This window comes from Phenylobacterium sp., assembly GCF_019636135.1.
Classification (GTDB): Bacteria; Pseudomonadota; Alphaproteobacteria; order Caulobacterales; family Caulobacteraceae; genus Phenylobacterium.
Genome location: NZ_JAHBYD010000021.1, coordinates 52,484 through 69,205 on the forward strand (window position 1 = coordinate 52,484; position 16,722 = coordinate 69,205).

Below are 16,722 nucleotides of genomic sequence, written 5' to 3' on the forward strand. Positions count from 1 at the left end.
CCCGTCATTCCGAGCGCCGCGCAGCCTCGACGGTTCGGGCGCGGGCGCGCTGTCGCGTGGCGTAGTAGACGAGGCCGAGCACGAGCCAGCCGGCCAGCAGGGCGTAGGGCCGCCAGTCGGCGCCGAAGCCGAGACTGGCGATCGCGACGGCCGCGATCATGCCGAGGACGGACAGCACGCGCACCGTCGGGCGGCTGAAGCGCAGGCGGGCCTCGGCGTGCACCTCAGGATGTTTGGTGGCGACGTTGTAGGCCGCCAGACAAGAGCCCAGGTACTTCATCATCGTCGGGATGTTCACCGCGAGCAGCAGGAAGAGCAGGCTGGACGGCAGGAAGAGGCCCAGGCAGCAGGCGCCGAACGCGGCGACCGTCGCGACGTGCGGCGTCCCGAACCGCGGATGGATCGCCGCCAGCGGCGCCGGCAGCACGCCCGCCTTGCCCATCGCGTAGAGGAACCGCGCGAAGACCAGGAAGACCGCGTTCATCGACTTCGACAGCGCCAGCACCGCGGCCGTCACGATCAGCGGCGTGGCCCAGCCGCCCAGCGCGGCCTCGGCCGCCGTCAGCAGCGGCGCGTCGCTGGCCGCCAGCCCGTCGGCGCCCACGAGGCTCATCGCCGTGAACGCGATGGAGACATAGACCACCACGGTCAGCAGCACCGCCAGCGCCAGGCCCAGCGGCACGACGCGCTTGGGATCGGCCACCTCCTCGCCCACCTCGGTCGTCGTCTCGATGCCGAGGAAGAGCTGGATCATCAGCGGCAGCGCCGCCAGCGCCGGCGTCCAGCCCAGCGACAGCGACTGCGGGATCAACTGTGGATTCCAGGAGGGTGCGCCCGCCGCGACGAACACGGCGAACACGGCCAGCAGCATCAGCATCAGGATCGTCTGCGCCCGCGCCGCGATGGCGACGCCCAGGAAGTTCAGCGCGAACACCGCGCAGAACATCCCGAACATCACCGGCTTGCCGGGGATGGCGATCACCTTGCCCAGGTACATCACCAGCACCTGCCCCAGCACGATCATCACCACCGCGTTCGACAGGATGCGCAGCCAGACGATGGCGAAGGCGATCAGCGGGTGGGTGAACATCCGCTGCCACTCGAAGCTGGCCGCCGTCTTCGGCATGGCCGAGGCCATGTAGGCGTAGACCATCCCGAACAGGATCATCGGCAGCGCCGCCAGCACGACGGCCACCAGGATCGCCTCATGGCCGATCTGCGCGGCCGGCCCAAGCACCGAGAAGATCGACGCGCCGATGGCCGTCCCGGCCCCCAGCATCACCAGGTCGATGAGGCGGACGCCGCGGCGGAGCTGCTCGGTCATCGGGTTTCCTCGTGCGGCCGACAGTCTGGCGCTGCCGCATCCCAGGCGTCAGAACTTGCACGCCGAGTCGGGGACGCCTGCCGTGCGCTCCCAGCCCCAGCCCTCCACGGGCGCGCCGCGGGGCAGGTAGGTCACCGTCGTCTGCGCCTCGCCGCGCTTCAGGGTGAGCGTGATCGACTTCGTGTCGTCCTTGCGCACCTCGTTGACGTCGCTCGTCTGCACGATCACGTCGCCGTTCCGCACGCCCGCCTGGTCGGCGGCCGAGCCCGCCACGAGATCCTTCACCACCCGGTCGTCGTTCAGCGAACTGCGCGCGAAGCCGAGCTGGAAGGGCCGCACATCCCGTCGCACGACGCTCAGGCACGGCGCGTAGAGGTCCTTCGGCGGCAGCAGCACCTTGCCGGCGGCCATGTCGTCGTACATCGCCTGGGCCTTCGCCTTCCCTATGTCGGCGCCCACCAGCTCCACCCAGACCGGAATGCCGTACGGCTGGTTCGCCACCTGCCGCTTGCGGATCGCCGTGACGATGTCGTCCAGGCTGCGCTTGCCCCCCGTCGCCGCCCGGATCGCCGCGTCGGTCTGCTGGAGGTACATCCAGCCCCGGCCATAGGGCACCGTCTGTGCGACCGGATCGGTCCAGAAGACCTTGGCCGCCTCCGGGTTCGTGTAGGCGATGTAGGGGTTCGAGTAGTAGGCGGCGGCGCGCTCGTTGAAGGTCTTCACGACGCGGTCGACCGAGATCGCGCCGGCCCGGTGGCTCAGCACCGTCGAATAGTACTCGGCCATGCCCTCGGAGTACCAGGCCGTGTCGCCGTGCTCGCCCTGCATCGCGGGCCAGGTGTGCGCCATCTCGTGGGCCAGCAGGCCCTGCAGGCTGTCCACCGTGGGCTTGGCGTCGAAATTGTAGCCGAACATGAACGAGCGGGCCAAGCCGGTGCCGCCCGTCCCCAGGAACGGGTTCTGCCGCACGAAGACCCGGTAGCTCCCGCCCTCGTCGTCGAAGAACCTGGCCATGCTGCCGTAGAGCGCGCGCATCTTGTCGCCCAGCTCGTTCGGGTCGAACGGCGGGTCCGACAGCCAGTAGAAACTGAAGTGCGGATCGCTCGCCTTCGGGTACGACTTCACCGGGCCGGCGTAGTAGTAGCTGAACTGCAGCAGCTCGGACGGACCCACGGTGTCCACGGCGCCCTCGCCCAGCGACCAGACGCCCCGCGAGCCCGGCGCCGAGGCCGAAAGGTCCCAGGTCAGGTGGATGCTCCAGGGGCCCGACCTCACGGGCGCGGCCAGGAAACCGTTGCCCGCCCCGGCGAACCCGCCGGCTTCTTCGCGCAGGTCGAACAGCGGGCCGTTGTTGGTGGCCGCCGTGACCTTCCGCGCCGGCGCGACGTAGGCCACGACCACGTCGCCGACGGTCGCCCGGCCCACGCTCCAGCGGCGATAGACGCCCTGCGGCGTCGGCGGCTCGTCGGACTGGGTCAGCGGGATCGCGCCCCGGTCGTCCTTCGCGGTCAGCCGGTCGTCGGCCCACGTCGGCCGCGGGATGCCCACGAGGCGTAGCGGCATGCGCACCAACCCTTCGCCGGCCTTCAGCGCAGGACTGGCCATCGTCATCGTCACGCCCATGCCCTCGCCGGGCTTCGGCGCCAGCACGACGCCCAGCCTGGCCGGCGCCTGGGCCGCGGCCGGGCCGGCGAACGCGAGGGCCGCCAGCGCCGCGATCAGCAGGCGCCTCATCTATCGGCCGCCGGGCTGGCCGGGACCGCGGCGGTCACCGGCGGCGGCGGCGAGAACGGCTTGACGGCCAGGAACGAGTAGATCTCCGCGGGGTAGTAGGCGACGCCGCCCACCATGGTCATGCGCGTGTTGCGCAGCGCGCTGATGTTCGCCGTCGGATCGCCGTCCACCAGGATGAAGTCGGCCAGCTTGCCGCGCTCGATCGTGCCCAGCTCATGATCGCGCTTGAAGTAGCGCTCGGCCCCCAGCGTCGAGAGATACAGCGCCCGGCCCGGCGGGATGCCGGCCGCCACGTACACCTCCATCTCGCGCAGGTTCGAGAAGCCCGTGCCGTCGTCGGTGCCGGGCAGGAGCTGAACGCCGTTGTCGTCCAGCATCTTCAGCACCTCGAGCACCTTCGCGAAGCCCTTCTGATAGTCGGCGTCGTCCTGCGGCGTCTTGATCGTGACGAAGCTGCGCTTGCGGTAGCGCTGGTAGGCGATCGGCGCGTGATCCAGATACGGCGCATCGCCCGCCTGCACCTGGCCCGAGCGCGACAGCATCAGGCGCTCCAGGATCATGGCCGTGGTGTCCAGCGCCGTCCCCCGTTCCTTCATCAGCCGCACCGTCGCCTGCACGCGCTCGGACGTCAGATCCAGGTCCTTGCCCCGCGCCATGCCGGTGAGCCGCAGCGGCGTGCGGGTGTCTTCCTTGGGGTCGAGGATCCAGCCCAGCATAAGCTGGTTGATGTGGGCGATGTCGTTGTAGCCGTCCCGGATCACCCGGTCGGGCGACGAGAAGGCCGGCACGTGGCCCGTCACGCCCATGCCCAGCCGCCTGGCTTCGGCGGCCACCGGGGCCACCCAGTCGGGGTTGAAGCTGTTGTAGATCTTGACCTGCCAGTAGCCGTGGTCGGCGTACCAGCGCACGTCCCTCAGCGCGTCCTCCAGGCTGTCGGCGATGAAGCCGTTCCGGGCCGAGTACGGGCTGCGGCCTTCCAGGAAGCCGTTGCGCACGATCCGCGGCCCCGCCAGCCGGCCGGCGTTCAGCCCCTCGATGATGCCGAGCAGTTGGGTGTTGTCGTTGCCCTGGTCGCGCGTGGCCGTGACCCCGGCCGCCAGGTTGAACAGGTTCGAGCCCAGCGACGTGTGCGAGTGCATGTCGTGCAGCCCGGGCAGCAGCGTGCCGCCCTGCCCATCGATCGTGGTCTCGTCCTTCGGCGTCGGCTGGCCGTCCTCGGGCTGCACGCCCGCGATCCGGTCGCCGAACACGATCACCTGCGACGGCCCCGACAGCTTCATCGTCACGGGGTCGAACACCCGCACGTTACGGATGCGGACCGGCCCCTTGAAGCTGTGCGCGAGCTGGCGGCGCGCGTCCTCCGCCCGGCTCTGCGCGATCTCGCGGCTCACCCGCTGCAGCATCGGCAGTTGGCTCTCGTAGCCCTCGCGGATCACGCCGCCGGCCTGGAAGAGGTCGCCCCTGGCGTCCAGCAGCACGTAGTCCGGATTGAGGTCGATGCCCGAGAGCTCGTAGACCGTGACCGGGATCGCGGCCTTGCCCTCGCCGACGGTGAGCTTGCGCACCTCCTTCAGCTTGAGCTGGCCCGACGGCAGCACCGGCAGCGTCTGGCCGGGCGCCTTCAGCAGCGCCTTCACATAGACGCCCAGCATCCACGGGCTGACGTCGTTGCCGATGTAGAGCACGGGCTTCGCGGCGGAGACCTCGCCCTTGTCGGCCTGGCTGGCCCACTCGGCCTTGCCGGCGCCCCAGGTGAAGTGCTCGTTCACGGGACTTCCGAACAGGCTTTCGCCCTCGATGGTCCACTTCACCGGCATGCCGGCGGCGTCGAGGTCGATCTGCTCGCGCGCCTTGGGGCCGCGGCCGTTGTTCACCACCGCGTAGTCGACCGCGACGTGGCGGCCCGTCACCTCGGCGGTCAGGTGGCCCACCTTCTCGCCGCCCGCCATGGCCACGAACTTCTGCGTCGCGGCCAGCGCGCCACTGCTCACGCTCACGGCCAGGACAGCGCCCAATACGGCGGCGAACTTCAGCGGCATGCAGGCCTCCCCACGACGGCTTAATCGTACCTTCGAGGCCGGGATTTTCTATTCGATCTGCGGCCCGCGCCCCCACCGTGCGACAAGTTCAATGCGCAGCCGCCAGCGGCGCCACATAGCCTATGCCGCCGCATTTCGCCCGCCGCGGCACAACGCAAGGAAATTCCGCCCGCCCCACGCTAGCCTTCCTCCGACATCGGGGAGGCCTCATGCCGGAGATCACCAAGCGGGCGCTTCTGGGCGCTTCAGGGCTGCTGGCCGCCGCGCCTGCCGCCGCCCAGGCCGTCGCGCCCGTCGCCGACGACACGGGGTTCGTCACGAAGCACTCCGGCGTCTTCAACGGCCAGAAGGTCGACTACGTGGCCACCGTCGGCCCGACGACGATCCGGAACGCCGCCGGCGAACCCACCTGCCGTTTCGTGACCACCGCCTACGTGAAGCCCGGCGCCGATCCGGCCACGCGCCCCGTGCTCTTCGCGTTCAACGGCGGCCCGTCGTCCTCGTCGGCGACGCTGCACATGCTGGCGCTGGGCCCCAGGCGCATCGTCGTGGCCCAGGACCCCAAGGCGCCCGCGCCGAACCCGCCGCAGCTCGTCGACAACACGCTGACCGTCCTCGACGTCGCCGACATCGTCCTGATCGACCCGGCCGAGACCGGCTTCTCGCGGATCACGGGCGCCGGGAAGCAACCCTACTTCTACTCGGTCAACGGCGACGCCCAGTCGGTCAGCGATTTCGTCGCCGCCTGGATCAAGGCCAACGGCCGCGAGGCCTCGCCCAAGTACGTGCTGGGCGAGAGCTACGGCACCATGCGCGCCGCGGTGATGGCTGGGCAGCTCTCGGCGACCATGCCGCTCGACGGGGTCTTCCTGTTCGGCCAGGCCGTGAACATGATCGAGACCAGCCAGCGCGCGAAGAACGCGCTGGCCTACGCCACCAACATCACCGCGCTCGCCGCCATCGCCGCCTACCACGGCAAAGCGAAGGGGCTGCCTGACGATCCGCGCGAGGTGGTCGAGATCGCCTACGCGTGGGGTATGCGCGACTACCTGCAGGCGCTGCTGCGCGGCAACGACCTGCCCGCCGCCGAACGCCGCCTCGTCGCCGAGCGGCTGGAGGCGCTGACCGGCATCTCCCAGGCCTACTACCTCGAGCACGACCTCACGATCACCAAGATCGCCTACCTGCGCGAGCTGATGAAGCCCGAGGGCCTGATGCTGGGCATGTACGACGCCCGCTACGTCGGCCCCGCGCCCGCGGCCGGCGAGCGCGCGCAGGATCCCGCCGGCAAGCTGCAGGCGCCCATCCAGCCGATGATGGTGGAGCACTACGCCAAGACGCTCGGCGTCACCCTGCCCGCCGCCGACTACCGCGGCATCGCCCCCGGCGCGAACGCCTGGGAGTGGAACGGCACGCTGGGCCCCGGCGGCCCCTTCTTCGACTACGACTACCAGGCGCAGATCTCGAAGGCCTTCAAGGCCAACCCGAAGTTCTGCCTGATGATCGGCACGGGCTACTACGACCTGACCACCACCATCGGCCCGGCCCGCTACCTGGTCACCCAGAGCGACTACCCGCGCGACCGCGTGATCCAGCGCCAGTACGTCGGCGGCCACATGGCCTACACGCACCAGCCCAGCCTCAAGGCCTTCACCGACGATATCCGCGCGTGGGTGAAGGGCGGGAAGCCGGCCTGATGCCGGCCGCCGTCCTCTTCGCCGCCGCCCTGGCCCTCGCCACGCCCGACGGCCCGGTCACCACCGACCATCGCATCACGGTCGCGGGCAAGCCGCTGGCCTACAAGGCCGAGGTCGGCCGCATCGCCATCCGCGACGCCGAGACCGGCGAGCCGCGGGGCTTCATGGGCTACACGGCCTACCGCGTGCCCTCCGCCAAGCCGCGCCCCATCGCCTTCGTCTGGAACGGCGGCCCGGGCGCCGCCTCGACCCTGCTCCACTTCGAGGCCGCCGGCCCGCGGCGGGTCGACGGCGGCAAGCTGGTCGACAACGCCGACACCTGGCTCACCGATGCCGACCTCGTCTTCGTCGACCCCATCGGCACGGGCTGGAGCCGCCCGGCGAAGGCCGAGTATGCCGACGCCTTCTACGGCACCGTGGGCGACGTCGCCTCGGTCACCGAGTTCGTCCGCTCCTGGCGGCTGCTGCACGGCGCCGAGGACGCGCCGCTCTACCTCATCGGCGAGAGCTGGGGCGCGGGGAGGGCGGCCAACGTCGGCGCGGCGCTCCTGAAGCGGGGCGTCCAGGTCGACGGCCTGGTCCTGATCTCCGGCGGCGCGGGCATGAAGGACGACTGGACCACCGCCGGCGACGTCGGCGCCCTGCGCCTCGTCAACCTGCCCGCCACCGCGGTCTTCCACGGCAAGCTCGCCACCAAGGCCGAGGCCGACGCCCTGAAGGCCGCCGACGCCTGGGTCCGCGAGACCTACATCCCGGCGCTCCGCCGCAGGGACGCGCTCACCGACGCCGAGCGCGAGCAGATCGCGCAGGGCCTGGCGACCCACATCGGCCTCCCCGCCGACGCCATCGACCGCAAGACGCTGGCCGTCACACCGCGCCAGTTCCGCACCACGCTGGTCCCCGGCAAGACGCTCGACACCTTCGACATGCGCATCTCAGGGCGCCCTCAAGGTGAGGGGGGTGAAGGCGAACCCCGCGCGCCGCTCCTGCTGCGCTACTTCGCCCAGGACCTCGGCTACCGCACCGACCTGCCCTACGTCGGCCTGGAGCGCCTGGAGGACGGCTACCTCCCCACCGGCAAGGCCCCGCAACCCGTCGGCGCCCGCTGGAACTATGCGACCGGCCCCGTCACCAAGGCCGAGTACGACGCCGCCTACGCCGAGGCCGTGCGCACCGGCGCCGGGCCGCCGCAGCTCGGCCCGCCGCTGCCGGGGACGGTCGAGGCCGTGGCCCTGAACCCGAAGCTGAAGGTGCTGGTCGCCCAGGGCATCTACGACTCGCTGGGCAACTGCGCGGGCGCGATGGAGACCGCCAGGAACCTGCCGCCGCCGCTCAAGGCCGCCGTCAGCTTCCGCTGCTACGCCGGCGGCCACATGATGTACCGCGACGCCGCCGCCCGCACCTCGCTGGCCGGCCACATCCGCACGCTGATCTCGGGTCAGTAGGCGTGAAGCTCGCCGGTCTGGCCGCCAGCGTCGCGCTCGCCCTCGCCGCGCCGGCGGCGGCGCAGGATCGCCCGGCGATCCGCGTCACCCTCAAGCCGATCGGAACGACCCCCGACCGGCTGGAGGTCACCAGCGTCATCTCCGGGCTGACCGCGGCGGCCGACCGCCCGTTCCTCCAGGTCGCAGCCCAGATCGCCAGCATCCCGGGCCAGCCCTACGCCTCCGCCGACATCGCCGCCGAGGACGATCTCGGGCCGCTGCCCGTGACGGTGACGCTCGGCGCGAACGACGGCTCCGGGTTCGGCGGCCAGCGGCTCGTCGTCGCCGCGCGCGCCTCCAAGGGCGACATCCGCCTGCGCTACACGGCCGGGATCGTGCAGGCGATGACGCCCCGCCCGGTCGGCCCGTCGTTCGACCTGCGCGGGCTCGACGGCGGCTTCGCGGGCGGGGGCGCGACGTTCCTGCTGTTGCCGACCGACGCCCGCACCTACCGCCTGGAAGTGCGCTGGGACCTGCCGCCCGGCGCCATCGGCGTCTCCAACCTGGGCCTCGGCGACGTCTCGACCGAAGGCCCGGTGAGCCGCCTGATGTCGGCCCAGTTCATCGCCGGCAATCTTGGCTTCTACCGCGCCGACGGCGCGGCCCCGTTCGCCGCCTTCTGGATCGGCCGCCCGAATTTCGACGCCCCGGCGACGATGGCGTGGAGCAGCCGGTCTTACGCCGAGCTCAGGACCTTCTTCGGCGACGCCGACGCGCGACCCTATTTCATCTTCGGCCGCCCGTTCCCGAACGCCCGCGACGCCGGCGTCGCCACCGACCACGCCTTCGTCATCGAGTACGGCACGGCAGGGCGGACCGAGGCGGCCATGCGCTTCATGTTCACCCACGAGATGTTCCACCACTTCGTGGGCAGCCTGCAGGGCCCGCCGGGCGTCAGCTCATGGTTCGGCGAGGGGCTGGCCGAGATCTACAAGATCCGGCTGCCGCTGCGCGCCGGCCTGGTGAGCCCGGCCGACTACGCCGAGGAAGTCCGCACCATGACGGACGCCTACTACGGCAACCCGCGCAACCGGCTCCCGAATGCGGCCATCCCGGCCGAGTACTGGCGCGACTCCCTCGTGCAGCTCCTGCCCTACAACCGCGGCATGATCTACTTCGCCGACGTCGACGCGAAGGTGCGCGCGGCATCCGGCGGCCGGCGCTCGCTGGACGATCTGGTCCTCGCCATGGTGCAGAGCCGCCGCGACGGCCGCGGCTACGACGAGGCGCGCTGGCGTGACCTCATCCGCGCCGAACTCGGCGAGGCCGGCGTCGCCGACTTCCAACGCATGCTGGCCGGCGAGCTGATCGTGCCGGCGTCGGACGCGTTCGGGCCGTGCCTCCAACGCCGGACGCTGAGCCGCGCGCAGGCCGGCCTCGGCTTCGCCGACCGGTCGCTGATCATCGAGCCCTACACCGTAATGGGCCTGGCCGCCGGCAGTCCCGCCGCACAGGCCGGTCTGCGCGAAGGCGACCGCATCCTGCGCTGGCGCGGCGCCGAACGCTCGAACCTGCACAGCACGCCGTCTTTCGTCCTGGCGCCCACCGTGACCGTCGAAGTGGAGCGCGAAGGTCGCGTCACGCCCATCAGCTTCACGACGCGCGGGGCGCCGGTCACGCAGTACAAGTGGCGCCTGAAGCGGGGCGCCAAGGCCTGCGCCATCCCGCCGTCCCGTCAGTAGGCGCAGCGGCCGTCGGGGACGCCTGCGACCCGCTTCCACTGCCAGGCGTCGACCGTCTCGCCGCGGGGCAGGTAGGTGATCGGGAACGTCTTGCCGTCGCGGGTCACGTTCAGGGTGAGCCGGCGTGCGGGGTCGCCCTGCACGCTGTCCATCGCCACGGAGTAGGTGACGACGTCGCCGTTGCGGAGGCCCGCCTTGTCGGCCTCGGACCCTGCGATCAGGCCCCGGATCCTCTTCACGTCGCCCACCAGCGACTTGGGCTCGAAGCCCAGGTCGAAGCGGCGGAACCTGCCCGTCGTGCGCGCGAAGCACGGCCCGAAGTCGCCGCTCTCCGGCAGCATCAGCTTGCCGGCCAGCATGTCCGCGTGCAGCGCCGGCCCGGCCGGACCGAGTTCCTTCGTCATCAGCGCCAGCCAGGCCGCCTCGTCGATCGGCTCGCCCACGCGCTTCCTGCGCACCATCTCGACGATCAGGTCGTCCACGCTGCGCTTGCCGCCCGAGGCGCGGCGGATCTTGCCGTCCAGCACCGCGAAGTACATCGCGCCCCGATCGTACGGCAGCGTCCGGATCCGGGTGTCCTCCCAGAACCGCGGGCCCACCTCCTTGTCCGGCGTGTCGTTCAGCGCGTTGGTGTAATAGCGCCGCGCGGTGTCGTTCAGATCCTCGAGGAAGTCGTCCGGCCCGATCATCCCGGCCCGCAGCGGCAGGAGCGCCTGGTAGTGCACCGCGATCCCCTCGCCGTACCACTGGCCGCCCAGGCCCGTGGCGGTCCAGGTATGGATCATCTCATGCGCCAGCGTGCCCTTGAGCTTCTCCGGGTCCTTCGCCGTCGCGCCCCAGGTCAGCAGGAACGAGTTGGTGAGCGCCGCGCCGCCGCCGGCGTTGATCGGATTGAAGCGCAGGATCACGCGATAGGGCGGCTCAGACGGGTCCTTGAAGAAGCCGCTCATCCAGTGGTGCAGCTCGCCCGCCCAGGTCATGAGCGGGTTCGGATCGAACGGCAGGTCGCCCAGCCAGGCGGCCGAGAAGCCGGTCGGCTTCACCACCGCGGGCGAGCGGTGCATCGGCCCGGCCATGTAGAGCGCCGAGAGCAGCCGCAGCGGCGCGCCGGGCGCCAGCTCCACGTCGCCCTCGCCGAAGCTCGACATCGCCGTCGAACCCTTCGGCAGCGCCGAGAGGTCCCAGCGCAGCACCGTGCGGTACGGCCGCGCGCCCTCCGGCGTCAGGATGAAGGTGTTGCCGACGCCCGAGACGCCGCCACCTTCGGTGCGCAGGCTGTAGGGCGGGCCCGAGCCGCGGGCCGGCGGCGTGTTGTCCACGGGCGCGCGGTAGCGGACCACCAGGTCGCCCTTCACCGCCCGGCCGGCCGACCAGTGCCGCGAATAGGCGATGGCTGCCGGATCGTCCCGCACCACCAGCGGCACCGCCCCCTCGGCGTCGGTCGCGACGAGGCCCGTCATGGTGTTTGTGACCGTGTCGGTGTTGGCGATGACGATGGGCAGGGTCAGCAGCGGCGCGCCGGCGCCCGCGTCGAAGCTCGGGAGCTTCAGCGTCACGTCCACGAAGCCCGTGCCCGCGGCCTGGTCCATCGCTGACGGCTTCAGCGTCACCTCGAACGACGGCGGTGGAGGCGCGGGCGTCGGCGCCTGCGCGGCCGGGGACGTCGCGAACAGGGCGGCGAGGGCCGCGAGGGCGAGGCGCATCTCAGAGGGTCCCATGGAGCCAGGCGGTCGCCGCCAGATCCTGCACGGCGTGGCCCAGCGACTTGTAGACGGTGATCTCGGCGTCCGACGTCCGGCCCGCCGCCGCGCCCGCCAGCACCTCGCCGATCTCGCAGACGATGCAGTCGTCGCCCACGATCCCCGCCGCCTTCGCCCGCAGGAACTCGCCGCCGTGGGCCAGCACGTGCTCGCGGTGGTCGACGATGAACCGCGACTTCGCCATCAGCTCGGCGTCCACCTCGGCCTGCCCCGGCCCGCTGGAGCCCACGACGTTGACGTGCGTCCCGGGCCCGATCCAGGCGCCCAGCAGGATCGGATCGGCCGCCGCCGTCACCGTGCAGACGATGTCGGCCTCCGCCACAGCGGTCTCGGCTTCAGGGAACCCCCGCGCCGCGATCCCCGTCGCGTCAGTCACCCGCCGCGCGAAGTCGACGCTCATGCCCGGGTCGCGGCTCCAGACATGGACGGCTTTCAGCCGGCGCACCTGGGCGATCGCCAGCACGTGGCCCCACGCCTGCCGCCCGGTCCCGCAGACCGCGAGCACCGAGGCGTCCTTGCGCGCCATCGCATCCGTCGCCACCGCGCTCGACGCGGCGGTTCGGATCGCCGTCACCTCGCCCGCGTCGGCGATGCAGACCGGCCGCCCTGCCTGCCCGTCGAACAGCACCACGACACCCTCGTGCGCCTTCTTGCCGTCCTCGGTGAACACGCTGACCAGCTTGGCGCCGAACGCCGCCCGCTCCCCCAGCGACGCCGGCATGATCGCAAATGTCCGTCCCTCGCCCACGCCGATGAAGCTGCGCAGCAACTGGCGCACGCGCCCGTCCGAGAGCGCGATCATCGCCTCGCGGACCACCGGGATCGCGGCCTCGTACGTCAGCCGCGCGCGCACGTCCTCGGCGCTGAAGACGGTCAGACCTCCTGCGCGTTCCGGCATGGACACTCCAAAGAAATCGGGCGGCGGCCGTGGGGTGGCCGCCGCCCAAAGCGGCGCGATCCTGGAGAGAGTAGGGTCGGACCGCGTTGTGAGGCTAGAACTTCGCCTTGAGGCCCACGAACCACTGCCGGCCCAGGATGTCGCCGTAGCTGCGGGTCGGGTACGACGGCTCCTCGTCGGTCAGGTTCACCACGCCGCCGCGCAGCGTGTAGTTCTCCCAGGTGTACTGGGCCGACAGGTTGTGCCGGATGTTCTCCTTGATCACCGGCACCGGCGTCGACTCGATCGAGGCGTTCTGCGCGAAGAAGACCTTGTCGAGATAGATCATCTGGTAGCTCAGCCGGAACGGCCCGTAGCGGTAGCGGGCGTCGAAGTTGGCCACCCAGTCGGGCTGGGCCACGGTGTTGTCGGTCCGCGAGCGGTCGAAGCCCGTGACCGATGTGACCAGCTTGGCCGTGTGGGTCGCCGACAGGTTCAGCTCCACCTCGCCATAGTCGGCGTCGTCGAAGAACCGGCCGACCGGGAAGACGTAGTTGATGTTGTAGGTCTCGCCCCGGTAGGTGATCTTGCCGGCGTTGAAGGTGGTCTGGCGCGCCGTGATCACATTGCCGGTCGCGTCGCGCGTGAAGGTCGCGCACACGTCGCTCGGCTGCGGCGCGGCGTCGTAGCAGGTCTCCAGGAAGTTCACCGGCGTGAAGGCCGACAGGCCGTCGCGCAGATCCACCTCGATCCGGTCGGCCACGATCGTCAGCCCCGGGATGAACTGCGGCTGCAGCACCACGCCGAACGTGAGGGTGTTGGAGATCTCGTTCTTCAGGTTGGGGTTGCCGCCCGACGTCACCAGCGCCGTCGAGAAGTTCGACGAGCTGTTCTGGAAGGTCGCCAGATTGCCGTAGCCGGGGTTGGCCGCGAACAGCGCCACGCAGTTGGCCCGCCGCGTCGCCGGCGCAGGGCCGTTGGCGATGTAGCGGAAGTCGCAGGGGTCCTGGCCCACGTTGCCCAGCGCTGTGCGCACCGGCGCGAACTGCTGATCCAGCGTCGGGGCGCGGAAGTTGCGGCTGCGCGAGATGCGGGCCGTCACGCCGGTCACGATCTCCCAGCGGCCGCCGACGCCCCAGACGTCCTCCTTGCCGGCCAGCGAGTTGTCGACATAGCGGTACGAGCCGTCCAGCTCGATCGCCTTGGCGAACGGCAGGGTGAAGTCGCCGCCGACCATCGGGACCAGCAGTTCGCCCGACAATTCGTCGGTGTGGAACCGGCCGCCCGTCGCCTGCTGCGGCACCTGCGAGCCGATCAGGCCGCGCTGGTTGGCCGTCAGCGGCACGAACTTCGCCTTTTCGCGGCGATGCTCATAGGTCGCGCTGAACTTCACCTTGCCGGCCGGCAGGGTGAGGACGTCGCCACCCAGGCTCGCCAGATAGTCGTCCTGGGTGTTGAGGTAGTCCTGGCCCTGGAGGACGTTGACGTAGTTGCGGGCTTCCTGGGTCACATTGCCCTGGCCGAACGGGTTGATCGGCACGCAGGCCGGGTCGTCGTTGGCGGTCGAGGCGTCGGCGTTGATGCCGCAGACGATCTGGCCGGCCGCGTTGCGCACCGCCTGCAGGGCGTTATTGAAGCGCGTCTGCCAGACGGCGTAGCCACGCTGGGCGCCATCGGTTTCGCCGTGGCTGGCCGACAGGCTCCAGTAGAAGTTGCGCTCGCCGACGTCGAAGTCGCCGTCCAGGGCCAGCACGGCGCGGGCGGTGTCGGTCTCGAAGACGCCCTCGCGGGTGTAGAGGATGTCGCTCCACGCCTTCGACAGGAACAGCGGCGTCCCGCCGACCGGAACCTGTGCGCGCACGGCGTCCAGATACGGGTTGGTCCGCGCGATCGGGATCGCGCCGGCGCCGCTCTCGGCGTTGTTCAGCACCGTATTGGACTGGAGGTTGGCGTAGGGGTCGCGGCTCTTCACGTGCGCCCACGACACCTCTGCCGACAGCTTGATGCGGTCGGTGATGTCGTAGTGGCCGACGAAGTTGGCGTTGAAGCGCTGTATGCCGACGTAGAGCGTCGCCAGTTCCTGATAGGGCAGGCCGTCGCCGCCCGACGAGAACGGGATGCCGCCGGGCACGCCGATGCTGTACGGGATCAGCGCATTGCCCGTCGCGTTGAACTGCTGCGGAACGCCGCCGATCGCGTAGATGAAGTTGGTCAACGGCGCCGCAGCCGGCGTGAACAGCAGGCCATTGTAGTTGAAGCTGGTGAAGCGCGTGTTGAAGTTCTCGCGCGTGGCCGGGATGCCGTCGCTGTTCGAGGTGTTGGCGGCGTTCGCCACCGTCACGCGGCCCAGGTTCGAGCGCGGGCGGTCGTAGTCCAGCAGCGGCCGGGTCCTCGACCACTCCAGGTCCAGCGCCGCGTTGCCGCGGCCCTCCAGGAAGTTCTTGCCGAAGGTGCCGCGCAGGCTGCTCACCGGATAGTCGCCGCGCGTGCTTTCGCCGTACTGGGCGTCCAGCTCCACGCCCTCGAAATCGTCCTTGAGGACGTAGTTCACCACCCCGGCGATGGCGTCCGAGCCGTAGACGGCGGCGCCGCCCGCCTGCACGACGTCGATCCTTTTGATCAGGCCGCCCGGGATGATGTTGGTGTCGACCACGCGGTCGCCCTGACCCGGTGCGTTGATGTTGAACTGTCCCGACGACGAAGTGACCATCCGCCGGCCGTTCACCAGCGTCAGCGTGCGACCCGGCCCCAGGCCGAACAGGTTCGGATACTGCTGGCCGTTGCCGGCCGCCGAGCCGCTGCCCGCGGCGATCGGGATCGACGGGATGTTCGCGGTGATCTGGTTCAGCGCCTGGCCGGGCTGCACGAAGCCGCGGTCGGTCAGCGTCTGCGCATCGACCACCGCGACGGGCGCCGCCGTCGTCGTCTCGGCCCGCTTGATGCGGGAGCCGGTGACGATGACCTCCCCCACCTCCGAGCCTTGCGCCTCCGTCGAGGCCTGCGCCTGCGCCGCCCCTGCCACGATCAGCGCCAGGCCACCCAGAACCGTCGAGGCGAGCATCCGCCCACGAACCGAAATCGAGCTCATTCTATCCCCCGCAAGTCCGCCCCGACGCCGGTGTCTTACGCCCCGACACGCCCAGGCTCCGCCTTGCCGGAACGGTAGGCGGGAGGGTCCGGTTTTTCTTTTCGTTCTTCGAACCTTTGCCGGTTCGACACACATTGACTATGCGGCGGCCCGGCAGGCCGCGCATGGGCAATGCATCTCGCCGGAGTTCGTCAAAGCCCGGTTCGGCGACGCGGCCGTTCCTTGACAGCGGCCGCCTGCGCATCCGCTATGCGCGCATGGCCCGAATGAAAGACACGTCTATGCCGGCGGCGCTGGACGCCATCGACATCAGGATCCTCGAACTGATGCAGAAGGACGCCTCGCTCTCGACGGGAGAGCTGGCCGAGCGTGTCGGCCTGTCGCAATCGCCCTGCTGGCGGCGCATCCAGCGGCTGCGCGAGGAAGGCTACATCAAGGCCGTCGTCGCCGTCGTCGACCCCGAGCGCGTCGGCTTCAAGATGCAGATCTTCGCCCAGGTGAAGATGACCACGCTCAGCGAGGAAGACCGCGCCAGCTTCTACCGCCAGATCAACGCCATCCCCGAGATCCTCGAGTGCTGGACGGTCTTCGGCGAGATGGACGCCATGATGAAGATCCTGGCCCCCGACGTGACCTGGTATCAGGACTTCATCTTCTCGGTGCTGCTGAAGCTGCCGGGCGTCACCGACGTCCGCTCCATCGTCACCCTCTCCGCCCAGAAGAGCACCCTCGCCGTCCCGCTTACAGCGCGGCAGTTCCGCTGAGAAGGCCTCACCTCCCCCGCGCAGCGGCGGGAGGGGGACCGTCCGCCGAGCCCGGCGTAGTCGGGCGCAGAGCGGATGGTGGAGGGGGCGAGCCCCATCCTCCGCGCCGAACACAGCCGATCAATCCGCCGAGCCTGAGGCTTGCCCCCTCCACCACTCGCTCTTCGCTACGCTCGGCGAGCGGTCCCCCTCCCGCCGCTTCGCGGGGGAGGTGAGACGCGTCTTGGATAAATTTTCCAACGCTGCGGAAGCACCTCGCCAACTTCGAATGAA

Annotated in this window: 10 protein-coding genes; 4 read left to right on the forward strand and 6 right to left on the reverse strand. The window is 70.4% G+C overall.

The annotated features are described in order from the left end of the window. Window positions 1–4 precede the first annotated feature (4 nt). Genes KF737_RS15300 through KF737_RS15310 form a run of 3 tightly spaced genes read right to left on the reverse strand, consistent with a single transcriptional unit; the run spans window position 5 to window position 5,097 of the window. Window positions 5–1,324 (reverse strand): APC family permease, encoded by a 1,320-nt coding sequence (locus KF737_RS15300; RefSeq protein WP_296456533.1) that lies wholly within the window; start codon window positions 1,322–1,324, stop codon window positions 5–7. A 48-nt stretch (window positions 1,325–1,372) separates the two neighbouring features. Beyond that, window positions 1,373–3,058, reverse strand: coding sequence for a hypothetical protein (locus tag KF737_RS15305; RefSeq protein WP_296456537.1), 1,686 nt, complete (start codon window positions 3,056–3,058; stop codon window positions 1,373–1,375). Beyond that, window positions 3,055–5,097 carry an amidohydrolase family protein gene (locus KF737_RS15310; RefSeq protein ID WP_296456540.1) on the reverse strand — a complete coding sequence of 681 codons (2,043 nt, stop codon included), beginning with the start codon at window positions 5,095–5,097 and terminating at the stop codon, window positions 3,055–3,057. The genes KF737_RS15305 and KF737_RS15310 overlap by 4 nt, the downstream gene beginning before the upstream one ends. 209 nt (window positions 5,098–5,306) lie before the next feature. Here KF737_RS15310 and KF737_RS15315 point away from each other — a divergent pair, with 209 nt between their 5' ends. Genes KF737_RS15315 through KF737_RS15325 form a run of 3 tightly spaced genes read left to right on the forward strand, consistent with a single transcriptional unit; the run spans window position 5,307 to window position 9,960 of the window. Further along, a complete protein-coding gene (locus KF737_RS15315) occupies window positions 5,307–6,794 on the forward strand; it encodes a hypothetical protein (protein ID WP_296456544.1) in 1,488 nt (495 codons plus the stop codon). Then, window positions 6,794–8,239: a peptidase S10 gene (locus KF737_RS15320; RefSeq protein WP_296456546.1), complete on the forward strand. Its 1,446-nt coding sequence runs from the start codon at window positions 6,794–6,796 to the stop codon at window positions 8,237–8,239. The genes KF737_RS15315 and KF737_RS15320 overlap by 1 nt, the downstream gene beginning before the upstream one ends. 2 nt (window positions 8,240–8,241) lie before the next feature. Beyond that, a complete protein-coding gene (locus tag KF737_RS15325; RefSeq protein ID WP_296456549.1) occupies window positions 8,242–9,960 on the forward strand; it encodes a hypothetical protein in 1,719 nt (572 codons plus the stop codon). On the opposite strand, the gene KF737_RS15330 is transcribed toward KF737_RS15325, so the two are convergent. The 3 genes from KF737_RS15330 to KF737_RS15340 all read right to left on the reverse strand — a co-directional run bounded on the left by KF737_RS15330 (window position 9,954) and on the right by KF737_RS15340 (window position 15,685). Continuing rightward, window positions 9,954–11,663, reverse strand: a complete 1,710-nt coding sequence (locus KF737_RS15330) for a hypothetical protein (protein ID WP_296456552.1) — start codon at window positions 11,661–11,663, stop codon at window positions 9,954–9,956. The genes KF737_RS15325 and KF737_RS15330 overlap by 7 nt on opposite strands. A 1-nt stretch (window position 11,664) precedes the next feature. Beyond that, a complete protein-coding gene (locus KF737_RS15335; RefSeq protein ID WP_296456555.1) occupies window positions 11,665–12,618 on the reverse strand; it encodes an ornithine cyclodeaminase family protein in 954 nt (317 codons plus the stop codon). Between the two features lie 94 nt (window positions 12,619–12,712). Next, the gene (locus tag KF737_RS15340) at window positions 12,713–15,685 is read right to left on the reverse strand and encodes a TonB-dependent receptor (protein WP_296456557.1); all 2,973 of its coding nucleotides are present in this window, start codon (window positions 15,683–15,685) and stop codon (window positions 12,713–12,715) included. A 266-nt stretch (window positions 15,686–15,951) separates the two neighbouring features. Here KF737_RS15340 and KF737_RS15345 point away from each other — a divergent pair, with 266 nt between their 5' ends. Beyond that, window positions 15,952–16,449, forward strand: a complete 498-nt coding sequence (locus KF737_RS15345) for an Lrp/AsnC family transcriptional regulator (RefSeq protein WP_296456560.1) — start codon at window positions 15,952–15,954, stop codon at window positions 16,447–16,449. The last annotated feature ends 273 nt before the right edge of the window (window positions 16,450–16,722 follow it).